Genomic DNA, 22,172 nt, shown 5'->3' on the forward strand with positions numbered 1-22,172 from the left:
GAATTAGGAGGCTTTATTTTGAGCAAATTATTCGAACCTTATCAACTACAATCCATTACTTTAAAAAATCGTGTTGTGATGGCGCCGATGTGTATGTATTCTGCACAGGAGGATGGGCTTGTTACACCCTTCCATCTCGTACACTATGCAACACGCGCAGCAGGTCAAGTAGGGCTTATAATTGTTGAAGCAACAGGTGTTGTCCCTGAAGGTCGTATTTCCAATAAGGATTTAGGTATTTGGGATGATGCACATATCGAAGGTTTACGTCAATTAGTGGATGGGATGAAAGCATATGGCGCAAAAGCAGGCATTCAGCTTGCACATGCGGGGCGTAAAGCGACGGTAGATGGCGAAATCTTTGCTCCATCCGCTATTGCCTTTAGTGAAGATTACAAAACACCAACGGCAATGACAGAGGATGATATTCATCATGTTATCGAAGCCTTTAAGCAAGCAGCTATCCGCGCAGCCAAGGCAGGCTTCGATGTGCTCGAAATACACGGAGCACATGGCTATTTAATCAGTGAATTTTTATCGCCTGCAACGAATAAACGTCAGGATCAATATGGTGGCTCACAGGAAAATCGTTATCGTATATTGCGCCAAGTGATTGATGCCGTACGTAGTGTATGGGAAGGACCTTTACTTGTCCGTGTTTCTGCGGAGGACTATGCAGAGGATGGTACAACAATGGAGGACTTTATTATCTTTAGTCGCTGGATGAAATCACAAGGCGTTGATTTGATTGATGTATCAACAGGCGGGGTTGTGCAAGCAGCTATCCATGCATTCCCAGGCTACCAAGTACCACATGCAGAGGCCATTAAGCATGGGGCAAATATTCCAACTGGTGCAGTTGGTCTGATTACAACAGCTATTCAAGCAGAGGAAATTTTACAAAACAACCGTGCCGATTTAATTTTCCTTGCGCGTGCTTTACTACGAGAGCCTTATTGGCCGCTCCATGCTGCAAAAGCGTTGGGCGAGGATATTCAACCACCTGTACAATATGTGCGAGGCTGGTAATAGCACATAAAAAAAACAGCTTGTCCCAATACAAGCTGTTTTTTTTTGCTTATAAAAGAGGGTTTTGCTTTAGTTCTTCTTCAATTGCCTGTACCAATGCCTCAGCATGATCTGCGGTAATGATTTCTCCGTTGACAATAGCAAACAAACCCTGCTCACAAACTTCACAGTGCGAGGTACAGCCCGATTCCTCCACCTCGATATCATCACGCTCCATCAATACATCATAGGCATCTGCTGCACCTAGTGATAGGTTTGTAATGCAAAACTCCACTCTATTTTTCATAAGCTGTGGCTCTTTTTTCCTTTTAAATAGCGAAAATACCATGATTAACGCCCCCCTCTATCTAATTATGCTGTGAAGGTGACAGAGCTTGCAAGAAAGATGACCTTATTTATTGCGCTGTATATTTTTTGATAGCAGGGATAATATCATTGCCGATGATTTCAATATTTTTCATCATTTTATCGAATGGTACACCACCAAAATCAATTTGTGCCATAAAGCGCTGCATACCGAATAGCTCGTATTGATACAATAATTTTTCAATAATTTGCTCTTTACTGCCAACCATTAAGGCATCATGCACATTTGGTGCTTGCATAAATTGCTGCTGTGGATAGCCACTGCCACGAATCGCCTGGAAGCCGCCGTTTAAATGTGGGTACATCCCGTCTAATGCTTCTTGTGTTGTATCGGCTACATAAAACAGGCTCGTTGTTGCAATTGGTAGCTCATTTGGCTCAAAGCCACTGCGCCCTGCCGCCTCTCGGTATGCATCAACGGATGGCTTAAAATGGCTCGCAGGCCCACCTAATGTTGTGAGCATCATCGGAATCCCCATATAGCCTGCTTTAATGGCACTGGCAGGTGGTCCACCAACCGCTCGCCAAATCGGTAAGGAGCCATTTTTAGGCTGTGGTAAAATTTGAGCATGGTGGAGTGGTGCACGAAATTGCCCCTCCCATGTCACAAGCTCCTCCTCATTAATTTTCACGAGTAGCGCTAATTTCTCCTCAAAAATCTCTTCATAGTTTTGTAGATCAACGCCAAGTAAATGATAGGCTCCTACACGGGAACCACGTCCTGCTACAATTTCTGCACGCCCGTCAGATAATAAATCAAGTGTAGCAAAATCCTCATAGACGCGCACAGGGTCTGACACACTTAGCACCGTAGCAGAGCTTGCTAACTTAATGCTTGATGTTGCTTGTGCAATCGCCCCTAACACAACCGTATGTGCCTGTGTTGTAAAATACGTTTGATGACTTTCACCAATAGCGAACACATCAATTCCTGCCTGCTCTGCCAATTGGCTTGCCTCTACTAGCTCCTGTAAACGCTGCTGCGCAGAAATACGTTCGCCTGTTAATGGGTTAGGAATATGATCTCCTAAAGAATATAGCCCAAATTCAAGACCTTGTGATTGGTTGATACGATATTTTTCCATATTTATACGCTCTCCTTAATCGAGTGGTTCTAAAAAAGCTTCAATATCAGCACGTTTTTCTTCTAAAAATGGTGGAAGCTCTAAATTTTTGCCAAGGTCTTCCACAGTACAATCTACTGTAAATCCTGGACCGTCTGTTGCTAGTTCAAATAAAATACCATTACGATCTCTAAAGTAAAGGCTCTGGAAATAATAACGATCTACAACACCTGAGCTATCAAAGCCTCGCTCCTTAATTTTGGCAGCCCATGCTTGTAGCTCTTCCACGCTCTCTATACGCAATGCTAAATGGTGAATACTCCCTTTGCCTGGCTTTTCGCTTGGCCCTTCTAGCTCTTTCACAATAATTTCACCAAATACTTCCCCTTCAATTGCTTGAAGAACTGCTTCCTCCTCACGTTCTGCAACAACTGTATATTGGAATAGGTCTTGTAGTAGATGCACTGTGCGCTGCAAATAGCGAACCGTTATTTCCACTGTCCCCATACCTAAAATACGATGTGCTGCTGGAATATCATTGCCATCCCATGGCTGCCAATGTGCAGGCGTAGCTTGGCCATGATGATTAATTAGCACCATACGTAGGCCTTCATGGTCTTCAAAAAATAGGGCATCTTTTCCTGCATAGGTTGTAATGGCGCTATGTTCAACCCCCTGCTGTTGAAAGCGCTCCTGCCAATAGCGCAGGCTATCATAGCTTGGGACAAGTAAGCCAATACGTGTAATGGCATTTGTTCCTCTTACAGTTCGTCCAGCGACAGGCATTTCAAAAAAGGTTAGCTCTGTACCAGCCGCACCTGTTAGATCGCCATAAAATAAATGATACATGGATGGTGAATCTTGATTGACGGTTTTTTTCACACGTCGTAGCCCTAAAATTTTTGTATAAAAATCATTATTGTTTTTGCCATTTTTCGTTAGCATGGAAATATGGTGATGTCCATTTAATTTTTTCATGATTATTAGTCCTCCTTGTTATTATCACTTGATTGAGCAAGTGATAGTGTAAAAAAATTACATTGGTGGCAATTGCTTTTCTCGACTATGCTTTTCAAGCTTTGTCAGCATATTATATAAAGATTTTATTTCTTCTTCTGTTAATATATCTTCAAAAAATGAAGACTGGAAGTGAAGCTGGCTTGGTGTTGCAGCATCTAGCATCTGTTCCCCTTTTATTGTTAGCGAAATCGTTTTAGTCTTCCAATTTTGCTTACGCATAATAAGCCCCTCTTTTTCAAGTCGGGCAAGCATACGGGACATTCCACCCTGCGTAACGGTTACTTTCTCCGCTAATTGGGATTGCGTAATAGGCGCATAGGTTTTTATTTGCATGAGCACATCAAATTGTGCAGTGGTTAAATCAAAGCGTTTTAAAAATTCATTGGACAGGTGATTACTTTGCGTTGTAAAGCGCATCATCCGAATCCATGTTAATGTGCCTAATGTATGATTTTTCATAGCCTGCTCCTCTCTTTTATTATCACTTTACCACGCAAGTGAATGCAAAGCAAGAAAAATATCTCGAATTCGAGGTATTTTTCATATAGGGATGCCCCCTATATAATACCATGTGGTGTAATTGGATATAAGTTGCCATGAAAGGCAAAAGAAATTCTACCTGTTTCTTCTGATACAATCATAATCAGTGCATCACTCATTTCACTTAAGCCTAATGCAGCACGATGCCTTGTGCCTAATTTCTTTTCACCTGTATAACGCTCTGATAATGGTAGTACATTTGCGGCTGACTCAATCACATTATGATGAATTAGCACTGCTCCATCATGTAGTGGATTCCCCGGAAAGAAAATAGATTCCAGCAATGAATGTGTCACCTCCGCACCAATATGTACACCGGGCTGAATCAAATGCTGTAACGAATCTTCACGTTCAATCACAATTAAACCACCATGCTTTCTCGTGGACATATTTTGCACGCTATACGATAGTTCTGGATATTTTTCGGTAAATGGGGAAAGATAGCAATTCAAATAAAATGTAGCGGCTTTCATTTCAATGGTCATAAATTTCTCTTTAATTTTTTCAAAATTACCAAGAAGGCAGTTTGTGTCTGTGTCCATTTCCTCTATGCTTTGCTGCAATGATAAAATTACTTGAAGCAGCTCCTCCTTTAACGTTTCCTTCATTGGCGAAAAGTCGCAATTGATCGTATCCATGCAAACACCTCTCATTGTTTCAGCTTTGTATAGAGTAGTGTTTCTCCATCGCTATTTTTTATGCTTATGAAAAACGACTCCCTACTATTGAAATAGGAAGTCGCTCTAGTTGGCTTACATATGTCCTGCGCGAATTTTTTTCACAATACTAAAGGTCGTATACATAGCAGCAGGTCCTAGCACAGCGATAAAAATAAGCCAGACGGTTAAATTATCATTTGCCTTCAATGCTTCATAGTTTGTGATGACAAAGACGATTAGACCAAATAATAAAAAATAACTCAGCACATTTGGAAAAATGACGATTAAGCGCAAGAGTGCTGGTGGCATCTTTTGTTGATTCATGTAAACTACACCCCTTTTTCAATTATACGGGAATAATACCATTGCCTGCACTATATTTCTGTTATACTTTATATTTGCCTGCGGATTGCTGAAGGCTTTCGGCTGTTGCATTTAATTGATCGATAAATGCTGTCATGCCCTCCATGCTTTGTGCTTGATGTTTTGCCTTTTGTGCAACGGCATCAACACTGTTAGATGTTTGCTTTGCGAGCAATGATACATCCTCCATCGTTGCTGTTACTTCCTCTGTGCTTGCAGCAATCTCCTCTGTTGAGCTAGATACTAAATCCACCTGTGTTGCCAGCACTTGTACATCATTATGAATGCCCTCGAAGGATTGTTGTGCTTCCTCCACAACGGAACGCCCCGCATGTAAAACATCTGCTGTCGATTGAATAGTTATCACCATATTAGCGGTTTCTTTTTGAACATCTACTACTACTTGTGTAATGCGATCTGCTGCGACTTTAGAATCTTCTGCCAATTTACGCACTTCCTCGGCTACGACTGCAAAGCCTTTTCCTGCTTCTCCAGCACGAGCCGCTTCAATAGAAGCATTTAATGCTAGTAAATTCGTTTGATCGGAAATACCTGTGATGACATTGGTAAATTCTCCAATCATTGCGGATAATTTTTCTAATTCCTGTGTACCGATAACCGCAAAATCTGTTTTTTCATGAATCGTTACTAATTGCTGCTGAAGTGTACGCATAATTTGTAAGCCATTATCAGCATTTTCCTCTGTGTTACGAGAAATAGTAGAAATTTCAGCAATGGATTCTGAAATATGTTGAATACCTCGTGCTAATTCTTCCATTGAATGCGTGCTATCTTCCGTATTTTGTTGCTGTGCAAAGGATGCCTGTGCAACTTGGCTTGATTCTTGTTGAATTGTAGCAGCGGAATCAAGTGTGTCATGGGCATTTTCTTGAATGGTATATGTCGCTGCTTTAATGTCGTTCGCACCTTGCTTTAATTCCCGCATAATTATTTGGAAATTGTCCATCATGCCATTAAATGAAGCAACTAATCGCCCAATTTCATCTTGCGCATTAATAGGGATTCGCTTCGTTAAATCGGCTTCACCTTTACTGATCTCCTCCAAAGAGTCACGTACATTATTAATACGATTGACCTGTCGAGCAATAGATACACCTGTAATAAAGAAAATAACACAAACCACAATTAATGATGCCACAATGGTGCCAATTAAAATATGTGAAAGAATTTTATTCGAAACAATAATAGCTAAAGATGTACCATTGGATAGTGGCTTTACATATTGCGTCACACGTGTTCCATCATAACGCCCTGAAAAATCTGTTGCTTGATGTGTAGAAAAGTGAGCAGACTTAAAACCGATAGCTGCTAAATCTTTATCGGCTGTTGCTGCAATCACCTGACCTGCTTCATCTACAATTGCCGCATATAGCACCGTTGAAGATAAATATTGGTTCAGCTCATTAATATAAGATTCACCGCCAATGCTCGCTTCTAAATCTAATAGCTGCTGACCATTACGTGCTACTTGTATAATTTGTGGTGTTGCAGGATTCCAACTACCTACACCGACAAATTTAAAAAATTCATTGTCAATATCACGGAACTGTGCCTTTTGGACAATTTCCTGTGCACTGCCCTCCAATAATTGCATATATTCCGCCGCTTGCCCATTTGGGTCTGCACCAAAATTAAAGTCAATAGCTGGTGCAATCGATGTTACGGTTGTATTACCTTTATCATCTGTACTCCAAATTTCATCTATACCTCCACGCTCAGCAATCGCTTTTAAATCTTCATGTGTTGCACCTTGGTCAAGAATATACGATGCCATTACGGATTCAGCAATCATTTCTTTCTCCATGATTTCTTCAGCCTTTTCTCGGGATTGAATCGCTGCTTCTAATCCCATCACAATAGAGTTAGCAAGTGCCTCTCCATTGCTCTTTTCACTTTTATATGTAGCTCGGTAAATATAAATAGAAAATGCACCAATAATCAATACAACGATGATCATAATCTCCAGCAGCATCTTCCATTTCATTGAATTTCTCATGCTAACGCTCCCCCTAAAAAGTACAGCTTTTCCATTTCATCATACAATAGTCCTTCCATATATTTCATTCATTTTTTTCAAACTGCTAACAATAAATCAGGAAATTGTCATTAAATTGTAATAATTTAATTAGGATAAATAGCATAAGTTATAGAGGTCAATTTAGGGTATTATCAATTGGATTAAGTAGCGCATTTCATTAGGTGTTTAGAACTACAAAAGGGGCTGTCCCAAAAGTCATTGAAATGACTTTTGGTGGCAGCCCTGTTTTAATTTCAAAAATAAGCACAAAAAAATCGACCGTTATTGTAAAATGAAGTTACCACAACACCATTTACAGAAAGGACGATTTTTTATGAGTAATCCTCAAACTACTCACCAAAATTATAGCACGGAACAAACATCACTACCACTACAGCTTTCAGAAGAAACTGCCGTTCCTAAAACAGGTCATTCTATTCCTACCTTTATTCCTTATCAGAATAAACAAGGCATTTCCCTTTTTGATATTCAAGACACGATTCCAACAAACCATGTATCACGTGTAATTGATGAAATGATTGAACTTATAGATGACCAAGTCTTTTTTTCTTATTATAAAGGTGGAGGTCGTAGCTCTTTCCATCCCAAAATGATGACGAAAGTGCTCCTTTACGGGTATTCACAAAAAGTGTACTCTTCGCGTGGTATTGAAAAATTACTTCATGAAAATTTACCTGCCATGTGGTTAGCGGCAGGACAGAAGCCGGATCATCGTACAATTAATCGTTTTCGTTCACATCAATTAAAAGATATGATGGATTCGCTATTTGAACAAATGATTCTACTTCTTATTGAACAAAACTATATTATAATGGAGAATTACTTTTTAGATGGCACAAAAATGGAAGCAGACGCCAATAAGTATTCTTTTGTATGGAAAAAAGCAGTGCAGAATTTTGAAGGAAAGCTAAAAATAAAAATGCAAGAAACGATTCAACATATTCAAGAAATAACAGAAGCTGAATGCATACAATTCAATGCCGAAGAACTGAAAGAAGACGCGACCTCAGCCCAATTAGAAACGATTGCGCAGGAATTAGAAACACAAGTAAATGCCTTAACAGACGCAATGGGAGCCGAAGAAAATGTCACAGTACGTAAAGAGATCCGTTCGCAGCGTAGTGTACTAAAAAAACCACTCAAATTCATTCGCGAAGATTTTTTACCTCGCTTGAACAAATACAAAAAGCAACATGAAATCTTTGGCGACCGTAATAGCTTTTCGAAAACAGACCATGACGCGACTTTTATGCGGATGAAAGATGATCACATGAAAAATGGGCAACTAAAAGCAGCTTATAATGTTCAAATGGCTACAGAAAATCAATTCATTTTATTTTATTCAATGCATCAACATCCAACCGATACACGTTGTTTTATTCCACACGTAGAGAAATTAGTAGCGTCTAGTTTACCGATGCCAAAAACAATTATAGCGGATGCCGGTTATGGAAGTGAAGAAAATTATCTCTATGCGATTGGTGATGAAAAACAACCCCGATTCGACTTTTTAATCCCATACGGCATGTATTTAAAAGAAAAGTCGCGTAGTTACAAGAAGAATATGAAGCATGCGAAAAATTGGGATTACAACGAACATGACGATCATTTTATTTGTCCAAACGGGCAAAAAGTGACGTTTAAAAAATATATGAATAAAAAGAATGCCTCGGGTTTTGAACAAAGTCTAAAAATGTATGAATGTGAAGACTGTTCAGAATGTCCATTGAAAGTGCTCTGTACAAAAGCCAAAGGCAATCGCCAAGTACAATGGAATCCTATTTTTGAAGAAATGAAAGCAAAGGCAAAAGCAGCCCTTGAATGTGAAGAAAAATCACGAATCTATGCGCAACGCAAAATCGACGTAGAAAGTGTTTTTGGTCACATCAAGGGCAATCGGTCGTTCCGCAGATTTTTACTACGAGGCATCGATAAGATTTACACAGAGTTTGGGATAGTGGCATTAGCTCACAATCTCTTGAAAGTAGCAGGCATCCGCCAGCTTCTTTCAAAAGAACTAGATAAAAACACAAAAACAGGTGTAGAAAAGCGACTCGTTTTTCTACACCTGTTTATTTTAGGGACTTATTAGACAGCCCCCTTAGATGGCTAAAGTAATTGATTGTTGTGCCAAGTAAAGGTTGTATGATCGGCGGTTAATAGTGTTTGTGGGAAAACATGCTGGGCTTGTGCTAAAAACTGAGGTAAATCTTGTGGAAGAAAGCGAGCGCTCAAATGATTTAATAGTAAATAGCTTGCTCCTGCTTGCTGTGCAACTTTGGCTGCCTCTGTATTTGTTGCATGCCCATATTTTGTTGCGAGGTCTGTCATTGTGCCATCAAAGGTTGCTTCATGTACAACAATATCAGCATTCATTGCTAATTGCACAGCTTCTTGACAATATTTTGTATCTCCTAAAATTGTTAGCGTAAAGCCCTTTTTAGGGGGAGCAGTTACATCCTTCGCTTGAATAACAGTGCCATTGTCCAGCACAATATGCTGCCCTTTCTTCAACTGCCCAAGCAGTGGACCTTTCGGAATACCGAGAGCCTGCGCTTTTTCTATTAATAATTCACCTGGTAAATCCTTTTGCTCAATACGATAGCCATAGCATGGAACAACATGGCGCAGCTCCTTAGCGTAAATCGTAAAATAATCATCCTCAAAAATAATGCCCTCCTGCACCTCTACAAAATGCACAGCATATGTTAAATGAGTGTTGGATAACGCCAATGTTTGCTCAATCCATTGCTGTAAGCCTGCTGGACCAAAAATTGTTAAAGACTCATCTCCTCCTTGAAAGGAGCGCGAGCTTAAAAAGCCAGGTAAGCCTAAAATATGATCACCATGTAAATGCGTAATAAAAACTTTCGTTACCTTCCGTGGTTTTAACGAGGTATGTAAAATTTGATGCTGTGTTGCCTCGCCACAGTCAAATAGCCACATTTCCCCTATTTCATCTAATAGCTTCACCATTAAAGCACTTGTATTACGATCTTTTGAAGGCATGCCTGCACCTGTTCCTAAAAAATGTAGCTGCACATCTGCCACCTCGTTTCTTATTCTATCCCTTTATTGTACCCTATTCATATCAAGAAGAAAAACCTTTGACAAAATAGCTTTCCCAAAGGTTTATGTATTATTTAGGCTGCCATGATACAAGTGCTGCATGAAAATCATGACGATAATAATAACGCCCATTTCTTTCTTCGATAAAAGGTGCCAGTGATTCCTCCACATGTGCTTGCTGGAAGTTGGCACTTAATATTTTTTTACTTTGTGTTGCTATTAGCTGCTCATAGCTATTATATTCATAGACACGCTCTAACGGAATGATTTGACAGTCTGCGTAAATATCCATTTCATATAATAAGTTTAAAAATTCAATATAATCTCTACGTGGAAATTTAATCGCATAGCCATATTTTTCATATAAATATTCATAATGTGGTTGAATTGGCCCTGTTGTCATGCCAATAATCGCTCGCTTTTTTGCAAGACGATTCATATGATACAAGGCTTTTTTAATTTCATACATACGATAAAAACAATTAATGCCTAACACAATATCATGTGGCTCGATATCATCAGCAGCTAAATGCTCCCACTTTGCATGCACATAGGAAACATGCTGCTCATTAGGCATGCATTGTTGTAAATAATGCAAAATACTTTCAGAGCTATCTACACATGTTAGCTTGTCCACCTGTTGTGCTAATGGGAATGTATAATTCCCCCAGCCAGGACCAATTTCTAATACGGAATGCTGCGGTTCAATGCTTTTTTGCAGCTCTTGAAAAATTTTTGCAGCATAAGGGTCTGTCTGGCCTAATTTTTTTCGTGCGACAGACTGTGTCCAAAATTGCTCCTCTAGCTGATCATTGACCATACGCTCAGGCATATGACCATGCCAATCCTTCATACCCTCCTGCCATAATGCTTCATAATTAATGGCTAACGGCCCTTTTCTTGTCATACAGATACCTCTAACGATAACATTTCATATATTTTTTTCATATCAAGATTAGCACGTACATGGCTAGCAAGCATATTGTAGGCATCCTCTCGTTGTTGCGCATCGCTTTTTACATCACTTGGTAAAGCGACTAAGCCCTTTTTTAATCGTATTTCATTGACAAGCTGGCGAGTAAATGGCCGATTATGGAATAGACCATGGAAATACGTGCCAATTATCTGTTCATCATGACTAATAGCGCCGTCTACACGCCCATCCTCAAGCTGTAGAAATGGTGATACTTCATCACGTAAAATTTTGGTACGCCCTAGATGGATTTCATAGCCTGTCAATATATCCTGCCCTCTTGTGCCTGTCATTTGCACAGTCTTTTTATCCCCAACAAAAATCGTTTCCATTGGCAATAGTCCAAGACCTTCAGCCGATTCACCATTTCCTTCCACTGCATCTGGGTCTAGTAATGTTTCACCAAGCATTTGGAAGCCGCCACAAATGCCGATAATTTTTGTGCCGCGCTGATGTAAATGGGCAATCGCCTTATCAAAGCCCTGTGCCTTTAACCATGCTAAGTCATCCATGGTGCTTTTTGTTCCTGGCAGTATTAGTAAATCCGGTGTCCCAAGCTCCTGCACATTGCCAACTAAACGAACACCTACCTCAGGCTCATCAAAGAATGGATCAATATCTGTAAAGTTTGAAATACGTGGCAAGCGAATCATCGCTACATCTACGACAAATTCGCCAGGCTTTGGCTTTTTAAAGCGCAGGGACGATAAGGCGAGAGAATCTTCTGCTTCGATCTTGACATCCAAATAAGGAATAACACCAAGCACTGGAATGCCTGTTTCACGCTCGACCCATTCCAGACCATCATCCAGTAATTCTCGCATACCTCTAAACTTATTAATAACTAGCCCTTTGACACGTGCTCGCTCCGCCTCATCCAGCAGTGCCAGTGTCCCAATAATCGAGGCAAAAACGCCGCCACGATCAATATCAGCCACAAGCACGACCGCAGCATCTGCTAAATGCGCCATTCGCATATTGGCAATATCGCGATCCTTTAAATTAATTTCTGCTGGGCTTCCTGCACCCTCTAGCACAATCACATCATATGTATGCTGTAATGTACGCACCGATTTTTCAACAATCGGCATCGCTTCCTGCACAAAGTTATTGCGATAGCTTTTAGCATCCATATTTAAAAAATGTTTGCCATGCACAATAACTTCAGACATCATATCTTGCTTCGGCTTGAGCAAAATAGGATTCATATCCGTTGTTGCGACAACGCGGGCTGCCTCTGCCTGTACACCCTGTGCACGGCCAATTTCTCCGCCATCTTTTGTTACAAATGAATTAAGTGCCATATTTTGCGATTTAAACGGCACTACTTGAAAACCATCATCTGAAAAGATACGACATAATGCCGTACAAATCATACTTTTTCCAACATCAGAGGCTGTTCCTTGAATCATAATAGATTTAGCTGGCATCGTTCTTTTTCCTCCGTTGTAATTGATGTAGCGCGGGTATTTATTTTGGTTCCGCGGCTATTTGCTTCTTTTCCGCATGTATTTGCCTTGGCTCCGCGGCTATTCACCCAGCCCTTGGTTAGTTAAAATTCAAGCCCTTTCACCGCTGGGATGCCTTCATCATAATAATGCTTTGTCGCATCAATGGTTGATACTAAATCAGCTAGCTCCAGTAGGGCTGGATGAGCGCTTCTGCCTGTCACAACAAGATGCATCGTTGATGGGCGTTGCTTAATAGCCTCTAGCACCTCTGCCAATGGGAGCACATCAGCAATTGGAAACCTTGTAATGGCAAGTGCATTGTTTAATTCATCTAACACTAATAAATCAATGCTGTCATCCTGCAAGGCTTCCTTTGTTTTTTGCCATGCCTTTGCTAAAGCAGTGCGGTGCTCTTCAGGTGTCTTTGTCCATGTAAAGCCAATGCCCATTTGCTCCATGTCCACGCCAAGCTTACGCAGGGCAATTTGTTCGCCATATGTACGCTCTGGTGATTTAATAAATTGCATATAGCGCACATGTAAGCCACGGCCAACCGCGCGTAATGTTACGCCAAGGGATGCCGTTGTTTTGCCCTTTCCTTCGCCTGTATAAACTAACAACAAGCCTTTTTTAGCCATGTGTTTAGCCTCCTTACAGCCAAGTTGTTTTTTCTTCAAAGGATGTGCGTTTCTTATCGCCAAGCTCTTGCTCTTCAGGATAGCCGATAAAAATTGTTCCGACTACTTTTTGGGTATCGCTTGCACCAATAAATGTATGCATACGGGGATCATGGACAAGTCCAACACCACGTGTACGCCAGACAAAGCCAAGTCCTAGCTCCTCTGCTGCTAGCCACATGGACATAATCGCACTACAGACAGCAAAAATATTATCCTCTGTTGCATCTGTGTCGCCTTCTACCATATCTGCTGTTACTACAATAGCAACAGGTGTTGTTTGTACAACCTTTAAAGAACTCTCCACTAAATGAGGCTTTGTTGGGAAACGCTCCTGTAAATAGCTAGTCGCCATGTCCTCATAACGCTGCATTGCTTCACCTTGAATGACATAAAAATGCCAAGGCTCTCGCATACGGTCGTTTGGCGCATAGGTTGCGGCTTGTAAAATTTGCTCGATCTTTTCTTTTTCAACTGGCGCGGCTGTATAGTTACGAATTGCGCGACGCTTTTTTAACGCTTCTATCACAGTTGTCATTATGCTTCCTCCTTCTGCTTTACGAAAAAGCAAGTCCTTGCTCTTCAAACCATTGTATTTTTTCACGTATATTAACGACATCACCAACAACAATCATGGAAGGATTATGATACCCTTCACGTTCAATAATGCTGGCAATTTCATCTAATCTCCCTGTAATTGTACGCTGTTGTGCAGTCGTTCCCCACTCAATAACAGCGACAGGTGTTGCTGTATTACGTCCATGTTCGATTAATTTTCGAGCGATATAGGCAATATTGCCAACGCTCATATAAAAGGCGACCGTATCAATTCCTGTTGCCAGCGCTGGCCAATTTAAAAAATCTTGTCCTTTTTCCTCACGACCATGTCCTGTGACAATTGCAAAGCTTGTCGCAAAATCCCGATGTGTCACAGGAATGCCCGCATAAGCTGGCGCTGCAATACCTGCTGTAATGCCAGGCACGATTTCATAGGCAATGCCATGATTTTTCAGCACCTCTGCTTCCTCGGCACCGCGTCCAAACACAAATGGATCACCACCTTTCAGACGTGTTACAACCTTGCCCTGCTGTGCCTTTTCAACAAGCAATGCATGAATTTCCTCTTGGATCAGGTGATGTTTGCCAGGTAATTTACCACAATAGACAAGCTCCGCTCCCTTTTTAGCATGTTCGAGCAATGCAGGGTTGACCAGTCGATCATAGGCAATGACATCAGCCTTTTGAATGCATTCTAGGCCGTATACAGTAATAAGCTTTGGGTCCCCAGGGCCTGCCCCGACGATATATACGATTCCATCCTTCATTGCTGTTCTCCCATCAGTAGTTGTTGTAAATAGGCTTCACGCTTTTGCGTTTCCCCATTTCTTGTCCATTCAAGGATGCTTGGCTCTAATAATGCCTTTAATGCGACACGCCTTTGTGAGCCTTTCTCATACTTTGCGGCAATCATTAAGCGTGCCTGCTGTAAAAAGTCCACATAATCATCATATGCTTCGTCAAATTGCTCCTCTAAATCTGCCTTTACTTTGCGCGCTAATCCTGGGCTTGCGCCTGATGTCGAAACCGTTAGCACAAAAGAGCCACGGCGCACAATAGCAGGTGTAATAAAATCGCTCTCACTCTGTGCATCTGTTCGATTCACAAGCTGCCAATGCTGGGCTGCCTCCTGTACTGCTTCATTCACAGCCGTCACATTCGTTGCGGCGATAATAAGGATGGCATCGTCCAAATCACTTGGTCCAAATTCTTTTTGCTGCCATGTAATTTGCCCTGATGTAACAAGTGGCTGTAAAGAGTCGTTCAACGTTGGACTCACAATCACAATATTTGCCTTTGTTGGTAATAGGGATGCTACCTTTTGTGTTGCAACGTGACCACCACCAACAATGACAACTGTTTTATAATCAAGATTGATATGAATTGGAAAATAATTAGTCATGCTTCTTCACCTTCTTACAAGCTGTTAACCAATTGTCAACAAGCTTTGGGTTTGATACAAAATGAAAATGTGTATAGCCTGCCACTAAATTGCCTACCTGATAGCCTTCTTGCTTTTTGCCAAAGCGCCCGATTGTTTCATAGGCTGGCGTATTGTGCGTGCCACTATATTGTGAATAGTGGAATTCATGGCCCTTTGCTTGCTCCGCTGCACCAATTAAAAAATTATCCGCTGTACCGAAAATTTCGCGATAGCCAAGTGCTGCTAGCTTTGTTTGCATCACTACCTCACCAGGGATTACGCCTACCATGCTATAACGCTCACCTTCACTATTGGTAATCGCCTCTGTTAAATACATAAAGCCACCGCATTCCGCTAATGTTGGCACTCCTTTGGCAATCGCTTGACGTAGTGAATCTTTTGCCACTGTATTGTTCGCCAATGTTGCGGCAAACTCCTCTGGGAAGCCACCGCCAATATATAAGCCATCTGCCTCTGCTGGTACAGGTTCATTGGCAAGCGGGGAGAAAAATTGCAATGTTGCACCCTTTGCACGTAATAAAGCCAAATTTTCCTCATAATAAAAATTAAAAGCAGCATCTCTTGCCACAGCAATCACAATATTTTGAGGCGGCTCTGCTGCAAATAGCTGACCTGATTCTTGTAAAATAGGGGCCTTCGTTAAATCAAGCAATTGATCCAAATCAATCGTTTCTGCCATTAGCTCACCAAGCTTGTCAAAAAATGAAGCAAGCTCTCCGCGTTCAATCGCTGGCACTAAGCCTAAATGACGACTTGGGATATCAATGCCCTCCTCACGCTTTAAATAGCCAATAACAGGAATACCGCATTCTTGCTCAATTGCTGCCTTTGCAATTTCATAATGCCCAACACTGCCAACCTGGTTGGCAATCACCCCAACGATATTCGGCTTATCAGATAGTAATTGGAAGCCTTTTACAACTGCGGCAACACTGCGTGCCATGCTTGCACAATTGACAATTAAAATAACAGGGCTCTCTGTGACAACGCTAATCTCTGCAGCAGAGCCAGCATCAGATAACGGACTTTTCCCATCATAAAAGCCCATAACCCCTTCTATAATGGCTACATCCGCATCCTTGCTTGCGCGTGCTACAATATCGCGTACAGCTTCATGTGAAAACATCCAGCTATCAATATTGCGTGATATCCTTCCTGTGACAGCCGTATGATAGGTAGGGTCGATATAATCAGGACCACATTTAAAGCCTTGAACAATTTTACCTTTATTTTGTAGCGCCTTCATCAGCCCAATTGTAAAGGTTGTTTTCCCTACACCACTGCCTGTACCAGCTAGCACAAAACGATTTGTTTGCATAGGCGTCCTCCTTAAAATTGCAATCTAGCAACAGAAATCGTAGCATTGCCTGATTTTTTCTTTTCTAATAGCAGTGAATCAACCTTCGCATAGCGCATAGCTGCGGGTTCACTTACACCATAGGCACCTGTATATTGAAAGACCGTTTCAGAAGGTGATGGGAAGTCGATTTCATTTAATTCAGCGGGTGTATATGTGATAAATTCCCAATCATATTTCTTCGTAATCTCTAAAAAGCATTGCTCATCCTTCTTTAGATCAATGGTACATAATGCCTTTACGCTTTTTTTCGAAAGCTTAAGCTCCGCTAATGTTTCATCAATGACTTGTTCAATTTCTTCGACAGCTGTTCCACGATTACAGCCCATTCCTAAGACAATTGATTTAGGTCGATAAATTACGCCATTTTCTAATAGCACTTCTTCCGCTGGCTCAATAATTCGGTCTGTAATGAGTAACGTGGCATGTGGCTTCGCCTCTATCGCTGCCTGTGTCGATGGATAAATTTTAATTTGCTCAGGCATTGGTGTATCACGCATCCACCAATCACGTTCGCCTGTTTCCTGTACAATGGCTACATGCTCCTCATTTACAACAGATGCACTAACTGGTGTCAATTTATCCGCACTATCCCATACCCAGCCAAAGCGGGCTCCAAATAAATCAACTGGAATCGTCTTTTGTACATCAGAAGCCGTTGTAATAATCGGATTTGCACCAAGTGCAGCTGCTACCTCGTGTGTTAGCTCATTGGCACCACCTAAATGCCCTGATAATACGCTAATAACATTTTCCCCTCGATCATCAATCACCACAACACCAGGGTCTGTCTTTTTATCCTTTAAAATCGGCGCAATCATTCGTACAACTGCCCCTAGTGAAATAATTAAAATTAACCCTTTATATTGCTTAAAAAGTGTTGGCAATAGCAGGCGCACTGTTCCTGTAAATAGTTGAATATGCTTTTCTTCTTCATCGCCTTGTTCAAATTTACTCATATAATATAAATCACTTGCTGCAAAGGTTTGCTGCAGACGACGTCCTATTTGGACACCATGCTTCGTAATGGCTACAACGGCATAAGGATTACGTTGATCAACCTCTGGTAACACACCCTCTTGTAACTCAATCACTTGTCTTCACACCTTTTCTAAAGCCGTGTGTAAAGCTTGCATCATATAACTTCGAACGATATTGATCTTTATCATGAATGTTCGGGTCTAATGCCCAGCCCGCTAAAATCATCGCATGCTTACGAATACCATTCACACGCATCGCTTCATCTAATTCGATTAAAGTTGTTCGTACGATTTTTTGATCGGGCCATGAAGCTCGTTGAATAACTGCTACAGGCGTGTCATCAGCCCAACCAGCACTTTGTAGCTCTTTGACAATTTTTTTCGTCAGCGTTGCACTAAGGAATAAGGCAATTGTACAATGATGGCTCGCTAAATCACGCAGCTTTTCAAATTCTGGTACAGGTGTGCGCCCCTCTGCACGTGTTAGAATAAGGGTTTGTGTTAGATCAGGAATTGTTAGCTCAGCTCCGATTGCAGCGGCTGATGCAAATACAGAGCTAACTCCTGGAATGACTTCATACCCAATGCCTTCCTTTTTTAATAGCGCAACCTGCTCCATAATTGCCCCGTACATAGCAGGGTCACCGGTATGCATACGTGCGACTGTTTTTCCTGCATTCACACGGTCTACCATTACCGCAACCATTTCCTCTAAATGCATACCAGCCGTACGAATTACTTCTGCATCTGGTCTTGCTTTGGCAATTAGCTCTTCACTCACTAATGAATCTGTATACATGACAACGTCTGCTGTTTGTAGCATATGTAAGCCTTTGACTGTAATTAAATCGGGATCACCAGGACCAGCACCGACAATATAGATTTTCTTCATTATTTACGCACCACCATTAATGTTAAATATTCTAAATCGACACCATCTAGCTCACGTACATCCCAAATGACTTCCTCATCAGATGTTACCTTTGTCACCACGGATGCTTTATCCAATAAATCTAAATCACGTAGCACCTCAAGCATTAAGTCAATCACTTTTGCTACTTTAATAAAAACCACTGCATCATGGCTTTCAATCGCTTCACGCATTGCCTCGTAATCGTCATAGGCAGGGATAATCGCTACACGATCATCGCCATCTGCCAATGCAATGCCTAAGCGTGAGGCGGAGCCATTGAATGAAGAAATTCCTGGCACCGTACGAATTTCTACCTCTGGATACTTGTCCTGCATCAGTTTCATCATATGGATAAACGTACTATATAATAGTGGATCGCCCTCTGTTACAAAGGCAACATCCTTGCCCTGTTGTAATTTTTCATAAACAAGCTCCACCGATTTTGTCCATTCACGCTCAAGGATAGCCTCATCCTTTGTCATAGGAAAGACAAGCCCAAGCATATCTTTTTCCTCTGGATTAATATAAACATCGACAATACGATGGGCATAGCTTTTACTACCTCTTAGCTTTTTTGGATAGGCAATAACAGGCGATTCTTGAATCACGCGAAATGCCTTTACTGTAATTAATTCTGGATCGCCGGGACCAACGCCCAAGCCATATAAAACACCTAGATTAGTCATGATTTTCTTCCTTTCGATAAGCGGAAATAATGTATATTGGATTTAATGGAACAAAGCGTGTCATATTTAAAATCGGTTTACTACGTGCAAGCTGTGCCTGTAAAATTTCGACGGCAAAGCCACAAGCCTTAAACGCCTCCACAGCCTTATATAAATTTTCAATGGTCGCTGCATTTAATACAATGCGCCCATTTTGCTTTAAACGCTGACAGCATAATTGCAATAACTCAACCATTTCACCACCAGTGCCACCGATAAAAATAGCATCAGGGTCTGGAAAGTTGTCTAAACCCTCTGGTGCTTTGCTATGAATAGCCGTTATATCGACTCGAAACTTTTGTTGATTTTGGAGACAGTTTTCTAAATCGGGTGCGTTTTTTTCTACTGCAAATACTTGTCCTTCAGGTGCAAGCTTACCTGCCTCAATCGCCATAGAACCCGTACATGTGCCAATATCCCAAATAATGCTATTCTGTTGAAGCTGCATGGCTTGCAAACTTAAAACTCGAATTTCTTTCTTCGTAATAAGTCCTTTATCTGGCTTGCGTTGTGAAAACTCTTCATCATCAATCCCAAGTGTGTAGCGTTTCGGTGCTATTGTTTGTTTTAAAATCACGACATTTAAAGGCGAAAAATGAGTAACTTCCATTTCGTCGAGCGAGTACCAGCCACTTTTTTCGTTTTCACCCTGTAAATTTTCCGCCACAAACGCGCGGTATTCCAACATACCAAAATGCTTTAAATAGCGAGCAAGGGCATTTGGGCTATTATCGGCATCTGTTAACAGTGCAACTTTCTTTTTGCCATCGATGCGCTGTGCCAAGCCCTTCATAGAGCGTCCATGAATGCTTGCTACATAAGCATCCTGCCAGCTTTCACCCATCTTTGCAAAGGCAAGCTGGACAGAGCTTATATACGGATACACCTCTATCTCAAGCTTTTTCGCTAAATAGCCACCAAGCCCATAAAATAACGGATCTCCTGATGCTAAAATAACTGTTTTTTTTGTTTCATTTGCTAAGCGTTCAACAAGTGTTGAAAGACCGCCTTTAATAACAATCTTTTCACCTGTATAAGCTGGGAAAAAATCGAGAACACGTTCACCACCAACAAGCACCTCGCTATCCTCAATCCATTGAAGATATTGTGGTAGTAAGCTTGCTAATCCGTTATCCCCGATCCCAATTAACTTCATCGATCGATGCAATATTATCAGCCCTTCCTAGTAATTGTCCCTGCATCGAATAGATCGATGTGGAAAGCGTTAGACCGCCCTTTATATGATGGAGTGAGGAGTAGCAGCAAGCCTCACATAAATGATGAAAGAATGCATTATAGCCCTTTGCCATCATAATTTCTCCGACTTGTGACGCTGTGTTGGCATCTCGTACTTCGGCAATCGTTGCTTCATCTGCCCCACTATCTGCTGCTAGCTGTGCTAAAAAAGAAAAATCAATCGGTGCACTTTTGGAATGCACCATCATTACCCCTTGCGCAACCTTCGAAAACTTGCCCATCATGCCAACAAGTGATACTTGTTTCATGCCAAGGCGTTTACAATGCTTTAAGGTAAAGCCAACAAAATCGCCCATTTCAATAAAGGCTTCCTCTGGTAAGTGTGGATATTGCTGCATCGCAAATTTTTCACTACGGCCACCAGTGGTAACAACTAAATGGTCACAGCCAGCCTCTTTTGCCACACTAATTGCCTGCACAATACTTGCCATATAGGCAGAACTTGAAAAAGGCACAACAGTTCCCCTAGTGCCTAAAATCGAGATGCCTCCAAGTATACCAAGCCGTCCATTTAATGTTTTTTTCGCAATTTCCTCACCCTTTGGTACAGAAATTACCACATTCACGCCTCTTGTAATGTGAAATTCATCCAACACACCTTGTACAGTGCTAAAAATCATTTTACGTGGTACAGGATTAATAGCAGCCTGTCCAACAGGCACTGGCAAGCCGGGCTTTGTCACTCGCCCGACACCAATCCCCCCGTCTAAATGAATGCCTGGTGTATCTGCCCAGCTCACTGTACTTACAATGAGTGCCTGATGTGTGGCATCAGGATCATCACCTGCATCTTTAATCGTTTCACAGCTAACTCCATGTTGCTCAAATATACATTTTTCAATGGTAAAGGTTGCATCTCGCCCAATTGGTAAATGAATGGTGCTTGTTTCCTGCTCTTCATTGGTAATTAAAGCGAGCAATGCGGCCTTTGTTACCGCAGTTGCACAGGCTCCCGTTGTGTAACCGTGACGCATGTCCTTGGGGTCCTTTTTTGGCTTGCGCTCCATTATTTTTTCGCCTGTTCGTCCGCTAAAAGTGAGATGGCATTTAATGCGGCTACCGTCACTGTACTGCCGCCTTTACGGCCAACATTCGTAATATATGGAATGCCTTCAAGTTTCAGCAGCTCTTCCTTTGATTCAGCCGCTGATACAAAGCCAACAGGCATACCAATAATTAAATCAGGCTTTGCTAGACCCTCTTTTACTAAACGAATCAATTCCAGCAATGCTGTTGGGGCATTACCAATTGCATAAATACCGCCTTCATGGAGCTTTGCTGCCTTTTGCATCGAAATAATGGCACGCGTTGTATTTTGTTTTTTTGCTTCAATCGCAACATCCTCATCTGCAATATAGCAATGTAAATCTCCGCCATGCTTTTGGAAGCGCTTCTTACCAGAGCCACTTTCAATCATTTGCACATCTGCAATCACATGACGTCCCGCAAGAATAGACTTGATGCCTGCTTCAATAGCGCCCGGTGTAATAATAACACTACGACCTAGCTCAAAATCTGCTGATGCATGGATAATACGTCGCACAACCTTCCATTCATCCTCTGAAAAATCATGCTCACCCATTTCCTCCGCAATAATAGAAAAGCTATAATCGTAAATTTTATCTGGGTCTACTGTTAATGGTTTGAAATCTGTTTTAAAATCCATGA

Annotated in this window: 23 protein-coding genes; 2 read left to right on the top strand and 21 right to left on the bottom strand. The window is 41.4% G+C overall.

The window, feature by feature from the left end; translation table 11 throughout:
- Positions 1-18: 18 nt before the first annotated feature.
- The gene (gene namA, locus ACIQVU_RS01375) at positions 19-1,029 is read left to right on the top strand and encodes an NADPH dehydrogenase NamA (RefSeq protein WP_340806223.1); all 1,011 of its coding nucleotides are present in this window, start codon (positions 19-21) and stop codon (positions 1,027-1,029) included.
- A gap of 49 nt (positions 1,030-1,078) precedes the next feature.
- Here namA and ACIQVU_RS01380 read toward each other — a convergent pair whose 3' ends face one another.
- From ACIQVU_RS01380 to ACIQVU_RS01410, 7 genes are all read right to left on the bottom strand, one after another.
- Positions 1,079-1,357 (bottom strand): YuzB family protein, encoded by a 279-nt coding sequence (locus tag ACIQVU_RS01380; protein ID WP_340806224.1) that lies wholly within the window; start codon positions 1,355-1,357, stop codon positions 1,079-1,081.
- Between the two features lie 67 nt (positions 1,358-1,424).
- Positions 1,425-2,480, bottom strand: coding sequence for an LLM class flavin-dependent oxidoreductase (locus ACIQVU_RS01385; protein ID WP_340806226.1), 1,056 nt, complete (start codon positions 2,478-2,480; stop codon positions 1,425-1,427).
- Positions 2,481-2,495: 15 nt separating this feature from the next.
- Entirely contained in the window at positions 2,496-3,437 is a 942-nt protein-coding gene (locus tag ACIQVU_RS01390) for a ring-cleaving dioxygenase (protein ID WP_340806228.1), read from the bottom strand.
- A 57-nt stretch (positions 3,438-3,494) separates the two neighbouring features.
- Entirely contained in the window at positions 3,495-3,938 is a 444-nt protein-coding gene (locus ACIQVU_RS01395; RefSeq protein ID WP_340806230.1) for a MarR family winged helix-turn-helix transcriptional regulator, read from the bottom strand.
- A gap of 98 nt (positions 3,939-4,036) precedes the next feature.
- Entirely contained in the window at positions 4,037-4,657 is a 621-nt protein-coding gene (cdaS, locus tag ACIQVU_RS01400; protein ID WP_340806232.1) for a sporulation-specific diadenylate cyclase CdaS, read from the bottom strand.
- A gap of 114 nt (positions 4,658-4,771) precedes the next feature.
- On the bottom strand, positions 4,772-5,002 hold the full coding sequence (locus tag ACIQVU_RS01405; protein WP_340806233.1) for an acyl-phosphate glycerol 3-phosphate acyltransferase: 231 nt from the start codon (positions 5,000-5,002) through the stop codon (positions 4,772-4,774).
- A 61-nt stretch (positions 5,003-5,063) separates the two neighbouring features.
- Positions 5,064-7,058 (bottom strand): methyl-accepting chemotaxis protein, encoded by a 1,995-nt coding sequence (locus ACIQVU_RS01410; RefSeq protein ID WP_340806235.1) that lies wholly within the window; start codon positions 7,056-7,058, stop codon positions 5,064-5,066.
- A 355-nt stretch (positions 7,059-7,413) separates the two neighbouring features.
- On the opposite strand from ACIQVU_RS01410, the gene ACIQVU_RS01415 reads away from it, so the two are divergent.
- Complete coding sequence (locus ACIQVU_RS01415) at positions 7,414-9,192, top strand: IS1182 family transposase (protein ID WP_402893385.1); 1,779 nt, start codon at positions 7,414-7,416, stop codon at positions 9,190-9,192.
- Positions 9,193-9,209: 17 nt separating this feature from the next.
- On the opposite strand, the gene rnz is transcribed toward ACIQVU_RS01415, so the two are convergent.
- The 14 genes from rnz to ACIQVU_RS01485 all read right to left on the bottom strand — a co-directional run bounded on the left by rnz (position 9,210) and on the right by ACIQVU_RS01485 (position 22,170).
- On the bottom strand, positions 9,210-10,142 hold the full coding sequence (gene rnz, locus ACIQVU_RS01420; RefSeq protein WP_340806236.1) for a ribonuclease Z: 933 nt from the start codon (positions 10,140-10,142) through the stop codon (positions 9,210-9,212).
- Between the two features lie 97 nt (positions 10,143-10,239).
- Positions 10,240-11,076 (bottom strand): class I SAM-dependent methyltransferase, encoded by an 837-nt coding sequence (locus tag ACIQVU_RS01425; protein ID WP_340806237.1) that lies wholly within the window; start codon positions 11,074-11,076, stop codon positions 10,240-10,242.
- The gene (locus ACIQVU_RS01430; protein WP_340806239.1) at positions 11,073-12,572 is read right to left on the bottom strand and encodes a cobyric acid synthase; all 1,500 of its coding nucleotides are present in this window, start codon (positions 12,570-12,572) and stop codon (positions 11,073-11,075) included. The genes ACIQVU_RS01425 and ACIQVU_RS01430 overlap by 4 nt, the downstream gene beginning before the upstream one ends.
- A 122-nt stretch (positions 12,573-12,694) precedes the next feature.
- Positions 12,695-13,231, bottom strand: a complete 537-nt coding sequence (locus tag ACIQVU_RS01435; RefSeq protein ID WP_340806241.1) for a cob(I)yrinic acid a,c-diamide adenosyltransferase — start codon at positions 13,229-13,231, stop codon at positions 12,695-12,697.
- A 13-nt stretch (positions 13,232-13,244) separates the two neighbouring features.
- A complete protein-coding gene (locus ACIQVU_RS01440; RefSeq protein ID WP_340806242.1) occupies positions 13,245-13,808 on the bottom strand; it encodes a nitroreductase family protein in 564 nt (187 codons plus the stop codon).
- 19 nt (positions 13,809-13,827) lie between these two features.
- Positions 13,828-14,595 (bottom strand): uroporphyrinogen-III C-methyltransferase, encoded by a 768-nt coding sequence (cobA, locus tag ACIQVU_RS01445; RefSeq protein WP_340806244.1) that lies wholly within the window; start codon positions 14,593-14,595, stop codon positions 13,828-13,830.
- The gene (locus ACIQVU_RS01450) at positions 14,592-15,230 is read right to left on the bottom strand and encodes a precorrin-2 dehydrogenase/sirohydrochlorin ferrochelatase family protein (RefSeq protein WP_340806245.1); all 639 of its coding nucleotides are present in this window, start codon (positions 15,228-15,230) and stop codon (positions 14,592-14,594) included. The genes cobA and ACIQVU_RS01450 overlap by 4 nt, the downstream gene beginning before the upstream one ends.
- Positions 15,223-16,590, bottom strand: coding sequence for a cobyrinic acid a,c-diamide synthase CobB (locus tag ACIQVU_RS01455; RefSeq protein ID WP_402893393.1), 1,368 nt, complete (start codon positions 16,588-16,590; stop codon positions 15,223-15,225). Before ACIQVU_RS01455 ends, ACIQVU_RS01450 begins: the two co-directional genes overlap by 8 nt.
- A gap of 11 nt (positions 16,591-16,601) precedes the next feature.
- Positions 16,602-17,723, bottom strand: coding sequence for a cobalt-precorrin 5A hydrolase (locus tag ACIQVU_RS01460; RefSeq protein ID WP_402893396.1), 1,122 nt, complete (start codon positions 17,721-17,723; stop codon positions 16,602-16,604).
- On the bottom strand, positions 17,716-18,501 hold the full coding sequence (gene cobM, locus ACIQVU_RS01465) for a precorrin-4 C(11)-methyltransferase (RefSeq protein WP_402893398.1): 786 nt from the start codon (positions 18,499-18,501) through the stop codon (positions 17,716-17,718). Before cobM ends, ACIQVU_RS01460 begins: the two co-directional genes overlap by 8 nt.
- Positions 18,501-19,208 carry a precorrin-2 C(20)-methyltransferase gene (gene cobI / locus ACIQVU_RS01470; RefSeq protein WP_340806250.1) on the bottom strand — a complete coding sequence of 236 codons (708 nt, stop codon included), beginning with the start codon at positions 19,206-19,208 and terminating at the stop codon, positions 18,501-18,503. Before cobI ends, cobM begins: the two co-directional genes overlap by 1 nt.
- Entirely contained in the window at positions 19,201-20,403 is a 1,203-nt protein-coding gene (gene cbiE / locus ACIQVU_RS01475; protein ID WP_340806252.1) for a precorrin-6y C5,15-methyltransferase (decarboxylating) subunit CbiE, read from the bottom strand. Before cbiE ends, cobI begins: the two co-directional genes overlap by 8 nt.
- Positions 20,378-21,511, bottom strand: coding sequence for a cobalt-precorrin-5B (C(1))-methyltransferase (locus ACIQVU_RS01480; RefSeq protein ID WP_340806254.1), 1,134 nt, complete (start codon positions 21,509-21,511; stop codon positions 20,378-20,380). The genes cbiE and ACIQVU_RS01480 overlap by 26 nt, the downstream gene beginning before the upstream one ends.
- On the bottom strand, positions 21,511-22,170 hold the full coding sequence (locus tag ACIQVU_RS01485; RefSeq protein ID WP_340806255.1) for a precorrin-8X methylmutase: 660 nt from the start codon (positions 22,168-22,170) through the stop codon (positions 21,511-21,513). The genes ACIQVU_RS01480 and ACIQVU_RS01485 overlap by 1 nt, the downstream gene beginning before the upstream one ends.
- Between the last annotated feature and the right edge of the window lie 2 nt (positions 22,171-22,172).

It is taken from the genome of Lysinibacillus sp. NPDC098008 (assembly GCF_044760715.1).
Classification (GTDB): Bacteria; Bacillota; Bacilli; order Bacillales_A; family Planococcaceae; genus Lysinibacillus.